Raw genomic sequence first — 19,481 nt, 5'->3', positions numbered from 1 at the left:
CTCTCACCTAAATCTCTTCCCAATATTCATCCAAAGCTCTAACTGGATTTTACCATAACAGGGGAGATTTTTCCAACAAAACTTTACTTTCTTCTCCCTTCGGCACATCAAAAGCCCTTCTTTCAAGCCTTTTCGATAGGTTTTACCAAAACCCTTTTTTACAAAAAAAAGATATTTTATGCCAAAACCTGCCAGCAGGAAAGGAAGATTTATAAAAAGCTGCAGCGCGGGCATATTTTTATACGCCAGATAAATGCTGTTTCTGGAGCTTAAGGACACTTTAAACTCATTGTACCTGGAACCGCTGGTTCCGCTTCCCACATGCAGAACCTTCGCCTCCGGCGCATAAATATTTTTCCAGCCTGCGGTTTTTGCCCTCCAGCCCAGATCAATATCTTCCAGATAGGCAAAATGGGACTCGTCCAGATACCCGATCCGCTCAAGAACGGCTTTTCGGTAAATCACGGCTCCGCCGCAGGCTGCAAAGATTTCGTCCGGCTCTTCATAGTATTCCACAGACTTGTCTTTTCCTCTCGCAAAAGCCCAGCCCAAAGCACAGTAAAAATTACCAGCATCGTCAATTTTTTCCGGGTGATGCAGCTGAATCATCTTCGCCCCGGCGGAAAATGCCCGAGGCTCAAGCTGAAGCGCCGACACAAGAGCCTTCGTAAAGCCCGGCAGCACTTCCGTGTCATTGTTTAAGAGAATCACATAGGGGGAGGAAGCCGCCTTCATTCCCTCATTTGCCGCCCGGCAGAAGCCGTAATTTTCCTTAAGAGCAATAATCCGGACCTGCGGAAAACGCCGGGCTGTAAGCTCTCTGCTTCCGTCCGTGGATCCGTTGTCCACAAGAAGAAGCTCTGCCTTAGGCGCATCTTTGATAAGCGCCTTAAAACACCGCTCCACAAAGGCTATTCCGTTGTAATTGGGAACCACCACAGATACCCTGTTATCTGCCTTCATACACCACCGCCCACGGATTGTAAACCATCCGGTATCCTTGTTTTCTGATATATACGCACAGCCCGCCTATGGTAAGCTTCCCTGCCCCTTTCAAAAGACTTCCCTTTACCAGAAAGCAGTCTGTAGGCTTTGTAAGCTCCTGGCAGAGCACAGCCCTGTGAAAATATCCGCTGCCGCCCCTCTTAAGGCCCTGTAAGCTCCTCCCAAAAGGATCCCTTACGCCCTCCATATGAATATCCGTGGAAAGCCGCTTTCTTCTGTCATAGACCCTTGCGCAGACAATGCCGATCCCGGGACGCTGGCAGGAGGATAAGAGCTCCTCCCAAAAATCCTCGGAAAGCCTTTCCTTCCGGACACACGTAAAAAGCACATAATCACTGCTCTCCGGAATTGTTACAGAATTGTTACATGCTTTATCATAATATACAACTTTTATGCCAGTTTGTCCATTTAAATTTGCAAAAGAATTTATTAAGATTTTCGAACCCTTTCGGAAAAACCGAATCCGATGGAAGCCGTAGTTAGAAGTGGCAAGAGCCTCTCCCGGGGTTCCCATGCGCTCTAAATGGGCATTTACGGCTCGTTTCCCAGCCTCGTAAGCATAGAGCTTACTTTCGGGATTGGCCGCCGTAGAAGCCTCATGGCAGCGCCAGGAGTAGAGAATCTTCGGAATATGAAGCACCCTGCGCCCTCCTTCCGTGCACCGCAGGATAAAATCATAGTCCTGAGCCCCGTCAAAGCCGCTGTGAAATCCTCCTGTTTCCAGGGCAAGCTCCCTCTTCACTACAAAGAAATGACAGATATAATTATTGCTCAGCAGATATTCGGAATTAAAATCCGGTTTGAAATGAGGCTGGAAATGACGGGATAAGTCCATATTCACCTTATCCTCATCGGTATAAAGGGCGTCTGCGCCTCCTGCTTCCTTCAGCGCCTCTGCCGCCTCATACAGTGCGCCGGGCAGCAGAAGATCGTCATGATCCAGAAGGCCTATATAATCACCTGACGCCATGGCAAGAGCTGCATTGGTATTCTCGGAGATTCCGAGATTCTGTTCCAGCTTCTGATAGCGCACCCGGGAATCTTTCCCTGCATACGCCTCTGCAATCTTCCTCACCTCGCCGGAGGGGCTGCCGTCTGCAATGCACAGCTCCAGGTTTTTATAGCTCTGGGTCAATACCGATTCTATCATCTGGCGCAGAAAAAGAGCCGGCGTCTCATAAGCAGGCACCAGTATGCTGAAAAGAGGCCCTGTCTTTGACAGCTCCTCCGCCTGAGGGGAAGCGGCTTCTTCCGCTTCGATCTGTGCCCGAAGCCACGTCTCATACCCCGTCTCCGCCCGGTTTCTCTCCCGGCGTTCTTTTATCTTATAATACAATTGAGTGGGCCCGTACTGCCTCACATAACGCAGTCCGCGCCCACACAGCTTAAATATCTGGATCATAGAAGCTCCCTGTTATCTGAACATTACTCAAAAGGTTACCTCTCCGTCATGGGAAATCAGAGATACGGTCTGTACCGTCCCAAGAGCCGACACTTCTTTGACAAAAGTGCCCTCCTCCTTCACCCGGACCTCTACCACCATATCCATACTTCCGCCGGAAAGATTTCTGGACTTCACCTTGTGGAAACGGCTGAACTTCTTCACCACATCCAGAACCTGTCCCTCGCTGCCGGTATCGGACAGATTCACCACCAGCATCATGGGAGCCCTGGAGGAGGGGATGTTCTCCAGCACCAGCACCAGCACCGTCACCACCAGGCAGGTCAAAAGTGCTACCTCAAAGAGTCCTGCGCCGCAGATGATGCCCACGCTGATGGACCAGAACAAAAATACCAGATCCATGGGATCCTTAATGGCAGTACGGAAGCGGACAATGGAGAGCGCTCCCACCATACCAAGGGAAATCACCAGGTTAGACTGCATAGCCAGAATAATTGCCGCCGTAATCACGGAAAGAGCTGCCAGGGACACGTTAAAGCCCTTGGAATAAAATGACTTCCGCGTCATCAGCCGGTAGATTGCAAAAATATAACAGGCCAGAATGCAGGTCACCGCAAAGACGGCCATGATCCGTCCCGCGGAGATATCCATGCTTGTGAAGCCCTCCAAAAATGATTTTTTAAATACGTCTTGAAATCCCATACTTTTATCCTCCTATTCCAGTTCCGTAATATCCCTATTTTAAATTCCCTTTCAGACTATACCGCCTGCATAGATAATATTTTGAAAAGGCTGTCTGCCTTAAGGTGTTAAGCTGCAGGTTCTGGTAAATATAATCCGGAAGGAATTCATCGTATTTCACTTCCAGAATATGCTGCCCGGCCGCCATAATGGGCCGTCTCGGCAGCTCCGGATCCAAAAAGCGCAGCAGCGCGTCCGAGGACGCTATGTTCCGATCCAGAGTAATCCGCGTATTCCCCAGCCGCTCCGCAAAGGGAATCCTGTCATACTCCACAATCACCCGGGGCCTCAAAAATCTGGTCCGCATAAGTAAATTCAGCTTCTGAAGCAGCGGCGGATCATTTCCGTTCACAGGAAGCATCCTGCCAGTCATCAGCGTCCTGCACTGCTCTTCTGTAAGCCTGCAGGACAGCTTCCGTGTCATGCCGTGTTCCTTCTGCTTCAATTCCAGGTGAATCTGCTCCTTACTTCCGTTATAGATCCGGATTCGGAATTTCTCCCTGGGATCCGTCCCTGTCTCATTTTCCAGATAACAGTTATTCCACCAATCGTCAAAATAGAGGCTGCGGATACGGTATATACCGGCCTCCTCCGCGTGGACATCCAGGGAAACCAGGCCGTGGATACGGCCTTTTGCAAGAGCCATCTCTTTTTCTGTCACTATATATTTCAGTTCATGCCTGTAATCCATCTTCTGCTCCTTATCTTTATTGATACCCAAGCCCCAGATAAGCCTCCAGGTTCCCGTCAAAATAATAATCCAGAATCCTCATACGGTAAAGGGCCATCCGCTTGAAGCGCTCATAATCCTCTCCGTAATTGCTGTCCGGCCAGCGAAGGGCATCCCGTGCCAGGGCTCCGGAATCTTGAAGCTCATGGGCCAGGCGGTCTACATGCCCCGTAAGGCTCTCATCGGAGAACACCCCTTCCCGGAGAGTCCGCCATTTTTCCTCCACCCTGGATCTTGCATCCTCCACATCCAGGGCCACAAGCCGGTCGCCCGGCTCCCAGTTGATACGCTCGGAATAAAGAGCCGTGTTCATTCCCACATCCCAGACAGCCTCGTCCGCCTCTCCCTTCAGTTCCGCTGGATCCTTCTCGCTCAAGGCGTCACCCCAGGTCAGATCCATGTCCCAGGGCGCAAAATAGATGCGATAAGACTCATGACTTCTCTTTGCGACATAATACATGTTTTTCGCCCGGTTGTCAATTCCAAGAACCGCCTGGAAATGGATCCAGGCATTCAAGGCCCCCTCCGTATCCATCAAAAGCGGAGCTTCCTGTGCAAAGGCCTCATCATCCTCCTGATTCCGTAAAGAAAGATAGGAAATCAGCGGTTCCCAGGAGGCCGCCTCATTACTGTCATGGTTTCCTTTCAGAGAAAAGCCTGCCAGGCTGCGCTCAAGGGGGGAAGCGTCCTTAAGGCGGTCGGCGTCTCCGCCCTGCAGCCCCACTGCCTTATAGGAATACTCCGCCGCTTCTCCCTCTTCTTCCTTCGCCAGATCAAGCTGCTTGGAATCCACCGGCTCCATCAGCCCGTAAAGCCCCCAGTATTCCTGGTTGAAAAAGAGCTCCACATACACCAGGTCGGATCCGAATTTTGCTTCGGGAAATTCGGATACCCTAGATCCATAGCCATTCCACAGATCTACGGAAAGCTTGTCCCGAATCTTGGAGGAATCGCTGTACATGGCATTTAAGATCCATTCGTCATCGGTGCGCAGGCCGAAAAGCGGCTTTTTATCGGGAACAACCTCACCCTTCTTATTCTGCGTTTTCAGGGAAAGCTTATAGCCCTTCTTGGGATATGTGCGGCTGGTATTGCCCCGGATATGCGCTTCCAGAATATTGGATCCCGTCCAGTCCCGCTTGCTCCTGGCATCCCAGTAACAGAGCGTTCCCCCAAAGACGCCGGTATCTGCCGTCTCTGTCGTCTCAATGGAAAGAATGGGAAGCCCGGTAATCAGCAGGTAACACTCCTGATACTCTGTCCCCCTCACGGCGTAAAAGCGGAACGCCTTTCCCTCCCGGATAGCCTCCTGCTTGGAGGTCTTGGTAAATTCCTCCTCAAAAAGCAGGCGGACGTCCCCAAGGCCGCTGGCAAGCTCTCCCGTCTCCCACTTCTCCTGCTTCATATCCAAGGGAAGATAAAAGGTGGAGGTGTTCCGATCAAAGGGAAGCTTCTCCCCGGAAAAAAGCAATTCTGCAAAAAAGGGCTCCGCTGCCTCACTGCAGCTGTCCTTCAGCCGGGCCGCCTCAACGCCATCCAGATGGCGGTACCGGATGGGACTGCCAAGAGCAGGCACAAGGAACAAAGCTCCCAGGATCATGCACAACAATATGCAGTTCAGAATAAGGGCCCTCTGTCTTCTCACTCCTGATACTCCTTTAATTCCAGATACTTAAGGGGATCCGCCAGCGCCGTATCCAGAAATCGCATCCGCTCACAGGCCAGATCCGCAAGCCCCTCAAAATCCTCGCTGTGCTGGCTGTCATACCAGAGGATTTCGTCTCTCCAGAATGCGCCGGAATCTATGATCTGGTGCGCATAGGACTGGATATGCTCTCTTAGATAGCGCTCCGAATATACTGTCTGCCGCAGCTCTTTAAAGCGGCTGGCTGCCTTCTCCCTGGCGCCCTCCACGTCAAGCTCCACAAGACGGTCTCCCAGCCGCCAGGCAATGCGCATCGTCCAGATTTCTTCCGAAAACCGGCTCCTGTTTAATGCTTCAAAATCATGGACATTGCCCCAGCTGTAATCCATGTCCCAGGGCATAAAGTACATGCGGTACTGTCCGTCCTCATAGCGGACAGGATAAAAAATGTTTCTCTCAATATTATCCATTCCCAGAACTGCCTGAAGATAAACCCAGACCTCCAGGGCGCTGTCCACATCAATCAGCTTTGGAATCTCCTGCTTAAAAACGGCGTCTCCCTCATTTAAAAGCTCCAGATACCGGTTCAGGACTTCCATATGAGCCTCATCCTGGACTGCATGATTTCCTTTCAGCTCAAATACATCCGGATCCTTCTGCTTGTACAAAAACTCCTCCGGCTGCGCCTCCCCCTCCTTCGTCAAATCCAGCTGCTTGTAATCCACAGGCTCCATCAAGCCGTAGAGCCCCCAGTATTTTCCATTCAAAAACAGTTCGATATATTCCATATGATAACCGTAAAAGCCATTGGATTCTATACCCAATGCTCCCGATTCGTTCCATATGTCCAGGGAAAGCTTATCTCTCAGCTTTGTATCCTCACTGTAAACGGCATAGAGCAGCCATTCGTCATCCTTACGCATACCCAGGAGGGAAACCTTGTTTTTCCGCAGCTCTCCGGCTCCTGTCTGATTCTCCTTGTAGAGGGTCATCTTATAAGACTTCTTGGGATTGAGACGGCTGCTTCCTCCCCGGATGTGTCCGCTCATCACGCTCTCAAAGGCCCAGTCCTCCTTGGCATCTGCCAGCAGAAAACGCATGGTTCCATAGACCTCTTCGTAACGTATCTCCTCATTCGTCTCGATACTCAGAATGGGAAGCCCGGTAAATACCACGGCGTATTCCCGGCAGGACCCGTCCCGGACAGCCAGAAGACGGTAGCGCTTCCCCTCCCGGACGGAGATTTCCTTCTCATCCTCCAGCGGATTGTCAAGGAGATAAACCTTCACGCCTTTCTCAGCGGAGGTAAAAGCCCCTGCTTCCCACTCCTTGCTATCCATATCAACCGGAAGATAAAAGGTGCCTGTCTCCCGGTCACAGGGCAGCTCCTCTCCTGCAAACAACAGCTTGGTAAGCAGCTCTTCCTCCGTATCTTCCAATGTCCCCAGCAGCTCCTCCTGGCTTTCCGGGAGCATACTGCTCATGGAAGGCTCTTCTGCCGGAAAAAACAGGAAAGAGACGCCTGTCAGAACAAGCAGAAGGAGACTTATGCCAAGCATCATCCTTTTTTCTCTCATAGCGCTCCTTTTTCGTCCTGGTTCTCTTCGTAACCAGCAGCCTTTTCACTCTCTGATACGAACGCTTACTCCACCTTCTTCTCAATAAACATTTTGCGGCTGATAAAATTGTAGACCATCACAACGCCTGTGGCAAAGATCTTCACTATCATATAAGCCCGATCCATATACTGCTTAAGCCATGCCACCCCGCCCCACATAATCAGCTGGTTGAGGCCCAGGCCGATGAGGCTTAGGATCACAAACACCACAAACTGTTTCGCTTGATTTGCGTTCTTGTCCGTGTCAAATACAACCGTGATACTCAAAATGTAATTCACAACCACGGATACGGTAAAGGAGAAGGCGCTGGCCCAGAGCTCCTGAAAGCCTGCCAGCTCCACCAGGGCTACCATAATGCCGTAGTCGATAAAAAAGCACAGAAAGCCTACTACTCCGAATTTCATAATCTGGCTCATTAGTTTTTTCATATAAATATCTCCGTATTTTCCATATCTTACTTTTTACCGTTAGTTTTATCATTATACACGCTTTTCCCGAAATTGTAAAACGGTGATTGATCAATTCCCAAAAAACCTGTATACTAAAGATTACTGTTCACTCTGTGACCAGCAACCGCTAAAGTACTGAATCATAAATCCTATGTATCCCTTCTGTGAACAAGGAGACGCCTCCTTGTCCATTGAAGATGATGTTTCAAGAAAGGAACTGTGTTTCCATGAGTAAGCTGTCCTTTGTGATTCCCTGTTACGGCTCGGAAGCTACCGTCGGGATTGTCACATCTGAAATTATAGAGACCCTCCGGCAGCGTCCGGAATATGATTACGAGATTATCCTTGTGAACGACTGCTCTCCCGATCATGTCTGGGAGCGCATCAAAGCCCTTGCCCAGGACAATCCCCATATTATCGGAATCAGCCTGGCCAGGAATTTCGGCCAGCACTCTGCGCTGATGGCCGGCTACCGGGCGTGTACCGGAGATCTCATTATCTCCCTGGATGACGACGGACAGACGCCGGCCCGGGAGCTTTTTACCCTGGTGGATAAGATGGCAGAGGGCTGGGATGTGGTCTATGCCTCCTATGAACATAAGATGCACAGCGCTTTTCGTAACTTTGGAACCTGGATGAACGAAAGGATGACAGAAAGTCTCCTCGGCAAGCCAAAGGGGCTGAAGGTCACCAGCTATTTTGTCATGGAACGTTTTATCACAGAAGAGATTACACGTTACCAGAATCCCTACCCTTATATTGAAGGCTTAATTTTCCGGGCCACCATGCGCATCACCAACGTGCCGGTTACTCACCATGAACGCATGTCGGGCGAGTCCGGCTATACGCTCACAAAGCTGCTGTCCCTGTGGTTCAACGGCTTTACTGCCTTTTCCGTCAAGCCTCTCCGGATTGCCACGATATGCGGAACAGCCTGCGCTTTCCTGGGTTTTTGTTACGGCCTCTATGTGGTTATCCGCAAGCTGGTAGATTCTACCATTGAGATGGGCTGGAGCTCCATTATTGCCTCCATCTTTTTTATCGGAGGGCTGATTCTCGTAATGCTTGGACTTATCGGCGAGTATATCGGACGTATCTATATCAGCATCAACAACGCACCCCAGTATACCGTCCGGGAGATTGTACAATGCCCCCGCCCGGATGCCTCTCATCAAACAGACGTAGAAAAATCCTAGTGCAGCAATGTACTAGCTGTAAAAAACAAATATTCCCAAAAGAATCAAGCTGTTGCCAAGCAGCTTTTTCTTTGTAATTTTTTCCCCGAAAAAGAATCGGCTTAAGAACATCACCAGCACAAACCCCAGTGCCTCTATGACCGCTCCGTTCTTATACTCAAGCCCTGCATATCCTCCCACAGTCAGCAGTGTGGACAGAACCATCATTCCGTATCCTGTAATTACGAGAGGATTCAGATATTCCAGCAGCACAGAAGCGTAAGTCTTTCCAGCGCTTTTCTTCAGAAGAATCTGGGAAAAGGATGCCACCGCCACAGACAGCACCAGTAATAACAGATACTTATTCACCATCACTGTTCACAATCATTGTTCCTGCGAAAACAACGAATACTCCTATGATATTTTTTATGGTCAGCGCCTCGTGAAAAAAGACCACTGTCCAGATCAGCGACCACAGAATCGCCATAGAACGGTTGGCATAAGCCACGGACAAATCACAACGTTTGATAATCTGCTGCCATGCAATGGCATAAAGGCCGAGAATCAGAATCTCAACTCCGTAAAACAAAAGGAACGGAAGGCTAAGGGCCTCATAACCCGAGGCCAGCTTGGCCGCCACGCTGGACAAGGTATAAACCATAACCACCAGCTGGAGGGCCAATATTGTTTTCCATGAAATCTTTTTCATCTCAGATACTCCTTCGCCTCTTCCAGGCTGTCAAAAGCAAGAATATAATAACCAAACCGGGTAGAGCTGTCTGTCACCTTTCCCTCCAGAACCGGCTCTATCTCACTGATAAAATGAATATGCTCCGGAATCTCCCTTTTCAGCCGCTCCAGCTCCTCCAGATCCCGGCAGTCGAAAATAAAGCGGATAAAGGCGGCGCCTGCCTTCCGGAACGGAATCAGTTCCGGCTCCTTTCCGCAGGCCGCGTCAATCACCATGCCTACATAATCATAACCAGTTGAAAGAGGCACCAGATCCGAACCGATACAATCGCCTCCCATTCTTGCCCCCACCTCAATAATCCGTACCTGGTTTTCTTTATCCAGCATAAACTCCGTATGGGAGGCTCCGTATTCCACTCCCAGAGCGTCAAGAGCCTTGTACACCTCTTTTTTTATCTGCCCCGTCTGTTCCGGAGAACAGCCTGCCGGCTCTAGATGGCCCGTTTCAATAAAGTGGGGATGGCCTGTGGTATACTTCTTTGTCAATGCCAGAAATTGGTGCTTTCCCCGGAAGGAAATACACTCACAGCTATACTCCTCCCCTTGAAGAAACTCCTCCACAATTGCCTTCCCCTCAAAGGAATTCTCCACGGAAAACCGGATAGCCTGCGAAAGCCCCTCCCATTCTGTAAGCTTTGTGATCCCACGGCTTCCGGAACGATCCGTAGGTTTTACAATCACAGGAAGGGACAGATCTGCCAGTTCTTCCGCCCGGATGCCGGAATCTGCTTCCCGGAACCCAGGCACCGGCACGCCAGCCTTCAAAAAGGCCTTGCGCATCTCATATTTGTTTGTAGACACATGAGTACAGGCCATGGAGTTACAGGGAAGTCCAAGCTTACCAGCTACATAATTCACTGTCAGCATAGCCAGATCTGAACCGATGGAGACTACGGCCTCCGGCTTAATCTCCCTGCATTTTTTCAGAATCTCATCCCTCTTTACAATGCTGACAGGATAAAAAAAGTCTGCTGTCCGTTCCCCCACGGAACCGTCCTTCCAGGCAAACACATGGGTTTCAAAGCCCATCTCCTTTGCTTTCAGAATCAGAGGATTCTGGAAGCTGTTTGCCCCTATGATCACTATTTTTTTCATATGCTTCCTTTCCAAAGCCCTTAGCCCACGTCAAAACATCATTTTGAAACATACTCTAACACTGCAGCGGACTTAATACCAGAAGATACAGATAATAATACATGCCAGATCCAATATGGTAAAGAAGCAGGCCGTTTCCTATCGCATTTACCCACCGCTTTTTATCTTGTTTCTGATAAAACCGAACCGCAGCCATCGCAAAAAAGGCAAACATGGCCAGCTGCAGCCCCCACTCAAAGTTTCCGGAGGCTGGCTCGTTTACTTCAATCAGAAGGATAAACTCCAGCAGCGCCGTCACATAAAAAATCAACGAAAACAATAAGTGCTTATCCTTCCATACCTGTTTCCATCCCAAGATACACAAAACAAAAAGCGGAAACGCCGCCGCCTGCGCCATGGAAATCAAAGGATGCGCCGTATCAAGCCTCATAACGGCAAAAGGATCCAGTCCAATCCCCCGTTCTGTCCCTTCTCCGAACACGGAAAAAAACTGAACCAGAAAATAGACGCCGGAAGGGAGAAAGGCCAGTCCCAGCTTAAAACTGAGCCAGAAGCTTTTCCCTTTTGTCCGTATCAGCTCCAGGAAAAGAAACAAAACGACTGCCGGTAAAAAGCCTTGCATAAAGGAAGGCTTTACAAAACAGCTGAGCAGCAGAATCACTGCAAAGACTGAAAAGTCAGGCCATCCTGCCTTCTCCTCCCCGGGCAGCATCCTGCTCATATCCAAAGGCATCCTCTCCTTAGAAATCAACAAACGGCCTCCACTAGGGTAAAGATGTAAAAAAGCCAAAAAAGCCAGCAGCGCTACCGGCTTTACAGCCATATTCGTGGGATTATGCCAGATTGTCGGACTGCTCTGGCCCAGATACACTTCTTTGTTAAACCAGGGCATATAAAGAGCTGTCAGTATCAAAAGACCGATAGTTAAAAAAACAATGGAAAGCCATGATAACCGTTCCTTTAATTCCTTCCACAAAAACTGATAAAGAATCACTGCCGCAGCCCCTATGCAGCAGGCCGTAACCAAGGCTCCCGCATATTCTCTGCCAATGGGCAGAAGGCGGTTCACGGCCCGGACAGCCAGATGCCACACCGGATAGGAATAAAACTTATTGTACAAGGGGTCTGTAAACTCCCCCACGGCCCAGGAGGAATGAGTTGCAAAATCACTGTACAGCAATACCTCATGGCCTTTCCCCATTTCCACCTTTACCATCGTAAATGTCAGTACAAACAAAATTCCGCCGCACAGCCACAATCCCCATAGGCCCTGTTTTTTATTGCTCATAAAATTCTCTAATCCTCTCTGCCACATAAGAAACCTGTTCTTCCTTAAGTCCATAATACATAGGCAGCCTTAAGAGACGCTCGCTCTCTCTGGTGGTATACCGGTCCTCTCCAGAAAAACGTCCGAACGCCAGACCCGCCTGGGCAGAATGAAGGGGCACATAGTGGAACACCGTCTGAATCCCTGCTTCCTTCAGATACGCAATCAAAGCCGTCCGTTCCTTCAGATCTTTTGCCTTCATATAAAACATATGAGCATTCTGCTCACAGCCCTCCGGCACCACAGGCAGTTCAATCCTTCCCTGCTCCTTCAAAGGCAGAAGCTGCTCATAGTAAGCCTTCCAGCTTCCCATGCGGTCAGCCGTGATGGCATCTGCCATCTCAAGCTGCGCCCAGAGGTAAGCCGCATTCATATCGCTTGGCAGATAAGAGCTTCCCTGGTTCACCCAGCTGTATTTGTCCACCTGCCCCCGGAAAAACCTGGAACGGTTAGTTCCCTTTTCTCTGAGAATTTCTGCATCCTCCACATGGTCCTGATCCCGAATCAACAGAGCTCCTCCCTCTCCCATGGAAAAATTTTTGGTCTCGTGGAAGCTGAAGCAGCCATAATCACCGATGGTTCCAAGAGCTTTTCCCTTATAAAAGGAACACACGCCCTGGGCCGCATCCTCCACCACGGCTAACCGGTACTTTTTTGCCAGCTCCATAATTTTATCCATCTCACAGGCCACTCCCGCATAGTGGACGGGAACAATGGCCTTCGTCTTTTCCGTGACAGCCGCCTCAATCAGATTCTCGTCAAGGTTCATAGTATCCGGACGGATATCCACAAACACCGGAACCCCACCCCGAAGGACAAAGGCATTAGCCGTAGATACAAAGGTATAGGAAGGCATAATCACCTCATCCCCCGGCTGTATGTTAAGAAGCAGGGCCGCCATCTCTGTGGCATGGGTACAAGAGGTGGTCAGAAGCGCCTTCGCCGTTCCTGTCTGCTTCTCTATCCATTCATTGCATTTCTTGGTAAACATGCCGTCTCCGCAGATATGTTCCGCCTCAATGGCCTGCCGAATATAGTCAAATTCCTTTCCCGTAAAGGGCGCCACATTAAATCCGATCATTGCTTTTCCTTTCTATTCCAGTTCCGTAATATCCCTCTCAGCACATCTTCACTGAGAACAATTTCCGGCCGCAATACATGCGTCCGTAAATTGTTCTATGTACTTCGGGGATATTACTGTTTCCAGTTCCGTAATATCCCTCTCAGTACACTTAGGCCTTCCCCAAGGGCTTAACGCAAAGCCGATACACCTCAAAAATCCGCTCTCCATAGTCCAGCTTATCCACAAGCTCCATTCCCTGGTAGCCGTCGCCGTACACGCTTTCATAATAGCGATTCATATAGCGCAGATTCACCTGCTCCAGGGAAATGAGATATACCTGCTCCTTCTCAGCCAGGTCCTTTTTGGGATCCGTAATGCCCAGCTTTTCATTCTTCACATTTTCCAGAGGCGAAAAGGTATGCCAGCCTCCCACAGACAGCAGATTGCTGAAAGCAAAATCCCTGGAAACAGTAAAATTATCCGTGTAAGTCTCAATGGAAAAGGTCGTCATAAAGTAGACATTTTCCATATGCTCTGCCATATAACGGTTCACATCCAGGAATTCCAGATTATAATCCCGTCTCGCCGTATTATTTTCCTTCACGGCTTTCCACGCAGGGCCGGTAAAAAGAGCCAGAAGTACAAAAGCTCCCACTGTAAGCAGCCTTCCCGTAAGCTTCCCTCCTTTGCTCCCCGTATCTTCCCCTGCATGCTCCAGGAAAACAACCCGATACCATACAGCCAGCATCGTCAAAAGCATCAAAAGATACAAAGCAAAGCCAACCCGTTCCACAATACGATCCCGGTATCCCAGATAGAACCAGTAAGCGGCCCATACGCCGGTAACCGACAGCACAAGGCCAAGCTGTCTTCTGTTTCTGCCAAAGCAGAGCCCCAGAACTCCGGCCAAAAGCCCAAGACACAGAAGATTCACCGGATGATAGTCTTCCTCTCCCAGGTGGCCGTCAATCTTTTCCACTGCCGTAGATATCCGTTGTCCAAAGGGATGCTCCCGGATATAAACTTCACGTGAATGCTCGGCAAGGGCCGCCATTTTCTCGCTGTACAGATCCTCCACCAGATAAAGAGAGTATCTCTGCAGATTCTCCGCCTCCTCTGGGGTAATCCCCAGGGAATCAAAAAACGCCGGATCCTCCTCGTAATTCTTAAGTCCATAATAATCCATAATAGCTTCCCGGTTTACATTGTAGGCACAAAATTCCCTCCACTCCATAGAACGGTAAGCAAGGCCTTCCGTCCCCAAGAGAACCAGGATGCCTGCCAGAAGTCCCAAAATAACATTTATATGGGAAAGGGCTGCATTCCATCCTTTCCACTGGACATTCCAGCTTTTTCCATTTTCTGTTGTAAAATAAAGCCGCAGTTTCTTTTGGTATTCAATATCTGCCAGGCTGCTCTTACCCACAGAACCATATTTCCACCAGAAGCACAGAGCGGCTACAGGGAGCACCATAAGAAACACGTCATCCCGGACTGCCAGGGAAAGGAGGAGCAGAAATACGGCTGTCCCCTCTTCCATCCGGGTCCAGAAGCCGCTGTCCCTGTCCGCTGTATAAAAGAGATAGATTCCTGCCGAACCTGCCATGGCAGCTGTCACCGTCCACTGGAAGGCTGTTACATGCCTAAGACCTGTACAGGTAAAAAGAAGCAGCGTCAACGCTGTATAGCAAAGCTTCCAGAGAATCCCTTTTTTCGCCGCCAGCCCCCGATATAAAACCATTGCCAGGGAAAAGAGCATGATCCCAATGAGCGCCAGCCCGTACCAGTCAAATCCCGGGAGCAGCCTGTAGAAACCGGCAATCACCAAACCCAGCAGGTATTTGATATGAAGCAGGTGTGCGTCCGGAGAACCTGTTATCACCCCTGCCGCCACATTGCGCATGGCCACATCATCGTTGATGTCATAAATAAAAGGAAGCATCTGATAAATAAATACAAAATATATTCCTGTTATGAAAAATGCAAGCAGGAGCGCTCCCAGATTCGGGAGGCCTTTTTCGGTCTGTTTCATAGGCATCTTCACCTCTGTATCTGATACAGATAATAGCATCTGTCTTCTATCATTTTTACCTCCCTTAATTCAAGGGAATATTCCGGATATTTGTATGCAAAATAGCTTCCGAGAAAGCCTGGATCCTCCACATCCCTCACCACCAGAAATGCATCCGGATTCGACACAATGGATTCCTCCACATCGTCTATGCCAAGGTTTTTCATACGCTCCTGGTCAAGGGGGGAGGTACTGTACCAATCTCCCAGAGTTATGCAATTATTCTGCGCAAAATTTCCCCGGCCCGTAACAGCGGCTCCCCCAATAGGCTCTGCCATAAAGGTTTCCACAAAGAAAAGTTTCTCCGGCTCTTCCTTACAGGCATCCTTGAACAACTGATAATTGCCGTCCCTGGCTGCCTTCATCCGGTTGGAGTCCGCAGATGCTTTCCACTGAAAGACAGCGCCCGCCAAAATAAGAACCAAAAGGCCGGATACCGTGACTGCCTTTATCTTCAAAGAGATTCCCCGCGCTTCCTCCTCATACAGCCGGTAAAAGCAAGCGGCCATGGCAAGAAGCGCCGTCAGATGCAGGGAAAATGCCACACGCTCCGGAAGCCGCCCCACGTATCCCAACGCAAGCCAGAGCACGCCCTCCGCCATCCAGAACAATGCCAAAGGAAACAATGCTCTCTTCTCATACAGAAAGGCCAATGCCAGAACACCAGCCAGAAGCAGCAGCATAGGCAGGCTGGCTGGGAAATATTCTTTTTGGACAAACTGCCTAAGAGCCAGGGAAATTCCTCCCTTTATCCGTTCCAGAAAGCCGGTTTCCATGTTATTCTGGCGCTGAGACTCCTCACAAAAGGCCTCCATCAGCTCCCAATCCATGCCTTCTATAAGATAAAGGGCATAATGGCGGAGATTGCGCGCCTCGTGCTCACTAAGCCCAAGCTCATCAAAAAAGGCCGGATCTGCTTCGTAAGAGGGAACACCGGAATAATCATAAACTTGAGTACGAGCTTCCTGGAACTTTCGAAACTCCTCCCAGCCTTCTCCCTTATATGCCGCCGATTCCATCAGCATTACAGCGCCGGCCGTTACAAACACAGCCGCCGGCAGAACCAGTTCCAAAAAACAGAGCTTTATAACCCCCTTTTTTCCCTTCACAAATTTCCACAAAAAAGAAATGCCAAAGCCCGGCAGCACCATAAAAAATACGTCTGTCCGAATGCAGAAGGTCAAAAAAAGCAGAGCCCAGATAAGAACCTCTTCCAAAATACACTGCCATTTTCCAGATTCCGTTTTTGTGATATAAAGGTACAGCCCCGAGGCCCCCAGCATCGCCGCACTGACAGTCCACTCAAACTGCGCCGCATGAAATACCATCACCAAGGTAAAAAGGCTCAAGGTCAGAACCAGATAAAGTCCTTTCCAGAGAATTTCCTTCTTTGCCGACAGCCCCCTGTATAAAATCACTGCCAGGGCCAAAAAGAGCGTACCAGCCATAAAAAAACCATACCAGTCCACTTGAGGATTCAACAGATAAAACCGGCTGAGGATAAATCCCAGGGCGTACTTGACAAAAATCAGATGCCCGTCCGGTCTTCCCGTAAAGGCCCCGCTTGCGATGTCCCGCATAATTACATCATCGCCGATAGCATATAAAAAGCCTATGGCTTTATAAATGATAAAACCATAGAAAGCAGAAAAGGCAAGGGAGAGCACGAAGCTCATGCCTGCCCGGCAGCTGTCCTTTCTCATCCTCCTACATTCCTTCCCCACTCTTACACTTATGCTCATAGATCTCCTGCACCTGTATCAAAAGCATCTCAAAATCCTGCTTATTCTTCTGCTCAATGCTTTGAAGAACCAGTCCGGCAAAGAAGGATTGAAGAGACGCAGCCAGTACAAAGCAGCACACAATTAAGGTTGGAAATTTCGGAACCAGCCCGGTCTTAACATACTCCATAATCACCGGAATCAGAAAACCAATGCCCAGCGCTGCCAGCACTGACGACAGCAGTGAAAAAAAGCTGAAGGGCTTGTAATTCTTATACAGGTTCAGAATCCTCGTCAGAACCTTAAAGCCGTCGGAAAAAGTATTGAGCTTCGACTCGCTTCCCTCCGGGCGGTCACGGTATTCAATGATCACATTGTCCACCTGCATATGCTTGTCTGCCGCATGAATGCTCATCTCCGTCTCAATCTCGAATCCCCTGGAAAGTACGGGAAATGTCTTTACAAAAGGAAAGCTGAAAGCCCGGTAGCCGGTCATAATATCCTGGATGTCCGTATCAAAAAAGCGGTTGATGCAATTCTTCACAAAGGAATTCCCAAAATTATGAAAAGGACGCTTATTTTCCGTATAATATGTGGAGGAAAGCCTGTCTCCCACCACCATATCCGCCTGCTCCTCCAGAATCCTTCTTACCATCTCCGGAGCGGCTTCCGCCGGATACGTGTCGTCCCCGTCCACCATCACATAAACCTGGGCGTCAATCTCCCGGAACATCCGGCGTATGACATTCCCCTTACCCTGGTGCCGTTCTATACGCACCACAGCTCCGGCAGCTCTTGCAATCACGGCCGTCCCGTCGGTAGAATTATTGTCATAGACATAGATCGCCGCCTCCGGAAGCTCCCGGCAGAAATCCTCCACTACCTTTTTTATCGTTTTACTCTCATTATAACAGGGAATCAGTACTGCTATTTTATCCATTCTCCCTTACCTCTCCATATGAGAAACAGAATCAGCGGGCCGCAGGCTATCACCGGATAATGATACCGCATTGTCACAATCGGCCCCAGCATCGTGGTCACAAGATACATAAACAGCGGAATCACCAGAATCAGCTCTCCATACTGCCGCCGGTAAAGCAGAAGAAGAAAGGCAAACAACAGCAGCCAGGTATATGCCCCCAGATTAAAGGAAGCCGAAATCACCGGTACGTTTTTGAAGGAATATTCCTGGGAAAGCTTCCTGTAAAACTCCGACAGTGCAGGAAGCTTCGGCGCCATCACTACATCCACATCCTCACGTACCTCCGAACAGAAGTATTCCACATAATCTCTTCCATGATCTGAATTTCCCGGATACCAGTACCCATAAGTATTAGCCAGAAAGGAATCGATGTAGAGCTTCTTATGGCGCATTCCCACTTGGAACCATGCTTTCAGAAAAGGGCCCGGATTCTCAAAAAATTTGTTTCCGTTAAAATGCGCCTTCACCGGATCTGCAAACCAGGACAGATAAGACTGCATTCCCTCTTCCCGGATAATCGAAAGAAAAATCTCCTTTTCCTCCTCCGTAAGTCCCAGATTGTCCATATTGTAAACACGGGCCGCAGACTGCATCAGCACGCAGCACATTTCCCTGGGATTTCCCTTTTCCACCCCAAGGATCTTGTAGACAGGGCCGGTATACAGCCCGTAAAGGCCGAGGCAGATCAGGATCAGAATCCCCATTCGCTTCCAGTATTTTTTAAAGGTCCACAAAAAGAAGGGAATACTCAGTAAAAAGGTGTGAAATCCATTGTTCCGGAAGACAAAGAGGGCAAATACGCTTAAGCAGAAGTATCCCTGCCGTCTCACGGAAGAAAAAAATCCCTCCCTGTGCTCCGCCATCTCCAGAAGCTGTATCATAAATACGGCAAACAACGCCGTAAATATCGAATCCTTTGTGGCGCATACGGCCATAAGGCCGTTGATTGGATGAAAAGCCAGAAACACAAAGGTTCCTATCTGCAGCCACCTTGGAGCCTGCTTCTTCTTCAAATAACGGCAGACATATGCGTACATTCCCGACATGGCAGCCATCTGTATCAGACAGTACAAGACCGCCCCGGCGTTCCTGCTGCCCAGCAGGGCAAGGCCCGCCCTCCTGCAGATTCCAAGAAGATACGTATGAAGAATGGGATGATGTCCCGACACCTGGCCGTCCACATAGCTGACAAGCTGAGTGCCTGAATCATAAGAAAAAATTCCCGGCCAGGAAGCCAGAAGCACCGGCATCCAGGATAAAAACAGCAGAAGCCAGCAAAGAAGAAACCAGCGCTGTCCAGGCTTTTCTTCTGCTGATTGCAGACTGCGCCCTTCCTTCATGGAAGTAAGAACCAGGCTCATACATCCTCCAAAGAAAGGCGTGAGAAAGAACATTGCCAGAAACGTATTTTTAGTCCAGATGGTGTCCAGATAATGCACAGATAAGCCCATACAGGTCAAAACAGATGCCAGAAAGCCTCCGGCCAGGCCAAAGAGAAGCGTGCGCCGATCAAACTCCCGGCTGACAATGTGAAACCCCAGGAATAGAAAGGCGGCAAAAACAAGGGTGCTGAAAACACTGTTGGCAAACATGGTGCTCGACCCCCGGATTAAGTAGAGAAGCTGAAAGCCCTCCACCGCCAGAAAGGCTGCCAGTACCGCTATGCCTTTTTCTATGATTCTATATGTTTTATCTGTGATAACCAT

Annotated in this window: 17 protein-coding genes; 1 reads left to right on the top strand and 16 read right to left on the bottom strand. The window is 49.5% G+C overall.

What is annotated here, in order from left to right; all coding sequences use genetic code 11:
* Nucleotides 1–3: 3 nt before the first annotated feature.
* The 7 genes from VV089_RS24300 to VV089_RS24270 all read right to left on the bottom strand — a co-directional run bounded on the left by VV089_RS24300 (nucleotide 4) and on the right by VV089_RS24270 (nucleotide 7,570).
* Entirely contained in the window at nucleotides 4–963 is a 960-nt protein-coding gene (locus VV089_RS24300) for a glycosyltransferase family 2 protein (protein WP_334337746.1), read from the bottom strand.
* Nucleotides 950–2,407: a glycosyltransferase family 2 protein gene (locus VV089_RS24295; RefSeq protein ID WP_334337745.1), complete on the bottom strand. Its 1,458-nt coding sequence runs from the start codon at nucleotides 2,405–2,407 to the stop codon at nucleotides 950–952. The genes VV089_RS24300 and VV089_RS24295 overlap by 14 nt, the downstream gene beginning before the upstream one ends.
* A 27-nt stretch (nucleotides 2,408–2,434) precedes the next feature.
* Nucleotides 2,435–3,109 (bottom strand): DUF4956 domain-containing protein, encoded by a 675-nt coding sequence (locus tag VV089_RS24290; protein WP_334337744.1) that lies wholly within the window; start codon nucleotides 3,107–3,109, stop codon nucleotides 2,435–2,437.
* 34 nt (nucleotides 3,110–3,143) lie between these two features.
* The gene (locus tag VV089_RS24285) at nucleotides 3,144–3,839 is read right to left on the bottom strand and encodes a polyphosphate polymerase domain-containing protein (protein WP_334337743.1); all 696 of its coding nucleotides are present in this window, start codon (nucleotides 3,837–3,839) and stop codon (nucleotides 3,144–3,146) included.
* Between the two features lie 16 nt (nucleotides 3,840–3,855).
* Nucleotides 3,856–5,523: a CotH kinase family protein gene (locus VV089_RS24280; RefSeq protein WP_334337742.1), complete on the bottom strand. Its 1,668-nt coding sequence runs from the start codon at nucleotides 5,521–5,523 to the stop codon at nucleotides 3,856–3,858.
* The gene (locus VV089_RS24275) at nucleotides 5,520–7,100 is read right to left on the bottom strand and encodes a CotH kinase family protein (protein WP_334337741.1); all 1,581 of its coding nucleotides are present in this window, start codon (nucleotides 7,098–7,100) and stop codon (nucleotides 5,520–5,522) included. Before VV089_RS24275 ends, VV089_RS24280 begins: the two co-directional genes overlap by 4 nt.
* A gap of 65 nt (nucleotides 7,101–7,165) precedes the next feature.
* Nucleotides 7,166–7,570: a GtrA family protein gene (locus tag VV089_RS24270; RefSeq protein WP_334337740.1), complete on the bottom strand. Its 405-nt coding sequence runs from the start codon at nucleotides 7,568–7,570 to the stop codon at nucleotides 7,166–7,168.
* 248 nt (nucleotides 7,571–7,818) lie between these two features.
* Between VV089_RS24270 and VV089_RS24265 the strand changes: the two genes are divergently transcribed.
* Nucleotides 7,819–8,787 carry a glycosyltransferase family 2 protein gene (locus VV089_RS24265; protein ID WP_172540756.1) on the top strand — a complete coding sequence of 323 codons (969 nt, stop codon included), beginning with the start codon at nucleotides 7,819–7,821 and terminating at the stop codon, nucleotides 8,785–8,787.
* A 12-nt stretch (nucleotides 8,788–8,799) separates the two neighbouring features.
* Here the strand turns inward: VV089_RS24265 and VV089_RS24260 are convergent, their stop codons facing one another.
* The 9 genes from VV089_RS24260 to VV089_RS24220 all read right to left on the bottom strand — a co-directional run bounded on the left by VV089_RS24260 (nucleotide 8,800) and on the right by VV089_RS24220 (nucleotide 19,481).
* A complete protein-coding gene (locus VV089_RS24260; protein ID WP_172540793.1) occupies nucleotides 8,800–9,138 on the bottom strand; it encodes an EamA family transporter in 339 nt (112 codons plus the stop codon).
* Nucleotides 9,128–9,475: a transporter gene (locus VV089_RS24255; RefSeq protein ID WP_172540755.1), complete on the bottom strand. Its 348-nt coding sequence runs from the start codon at nucleotides 9,473–9,475 to the stop codon at nucleotides 9,128–9,130. Before VV089_RS24255 ends, VV089_RS24260 begins: the two co-directional genes overlap by 11 nt.
* Nucleotides 9,472–10,611 (bottom strand): ATP-grasp domain-containing protein, encoded by a 1,140-nt coding sequence (locus VV089_RS24250; protein ID WP_334337739.1) that lies wholly within the window; start codon nucleotides 10,609–10,611, stop codon nucleotides 9,472–9,474. Before VV089_RS24250 ends, VV089_RS24255 begins: the two co-directional genes overlap by 4 nt.
* A gap of 55 nt (nucleotides 10,612–10,666) precedes the next feature.
* The gene (locus tag VV089_RS24245) at nucleotides 10,667–11,899 is read right to left on the bottom strand and encodes a hypothetical protein (RefSeq protein ID WP_172540753.1); all 1,233 of its coding nucleotides are present in this window, start codon (nucleotides 11,897–11,899) and stop codon (nucleotides 10,667–10,669) included.
* Nucleotides 11,889–13,019 (bottom strand): dTDP-4-amino-4,6-dideoxygalactose transaminase, encoded by a 1,131-nt coding sequence (rffA, locus tag VV089_RS24240; protein ID WP_172540752.1) that lies wholly within the window; start codon nucleotides 13,017–13,019, stop codon nucleotides 11,889–11,891. Before rffA ends, VV089_RS24245 begins: the two co-directional genes overlap by 11 nt.
* A 151-nt stretch (nucleotides 13,020–13,170) precedes the next feature.
* Nucleotides 13,171–15,033 carry a hypothetical protein gene (locus VV089_RS24235; RefSeq protein ID WP_334337738.1) on the bottom strand — a complete coding sequence of 621 codons (1,863 nt, stop codon included), beginning with the start codon at nucleotides 15,031–15,033 and terminating at the stop codon, nucleotides 13,171–13,173.
* 8 nt (nucleotides 15,034–15,041) lie between these two features.
* A complete protein-coding gene (locus VV089_RS24230; protein ID WP_334337737.1) occupies nucleotides 15,042–16,775 on the bottom strand; it encodes a hypothetical protein in 1,734 nt (577 codons plus the stop codon).
* 4 nt (nucleotides 16,776–16,779) lie between these two features.
* Nucleotides 16,780–17,733, bottom strand: coding sequence for a glycosyltransferase family 2 protein (locus VV089_RS24225; RefSeq protein WP_334337736.1), 954 nt, complete (start codon nucleotides 17,731–17,733; stop codon nucleotides 16,780–16,782).
* Nucleotides 17,721–19,481 carry a DUF6020 family protein gene (locus tag VV089_RS24220; protein ID WP_334337735.1) on the bottom strand — a complete coding sequence of 587 codons (1,761 nt, stop codon included), beginning with the start codon at nucleotides 19,479–19,481 and terminating at the stop codon, nucleotides 17,721–17,723. Before VV089_RS24220 ends, VV089_RS24225 begins: the two co-directional genes overlap by 13 nt.

It is taken from the genome of Candidatus Merdisoma sp. JLR.KK011 (assembly GCF_036941125.1).
GTDB lineage: Bacteria > Bacillota > Clostridia > Lachnospirales > Lachnospiraceae > Laedolimicola.
Note: the sequence above shows the minus strand (reverse complement) of the source record. Positions and strands in the feature narration are given on the sequence as shown.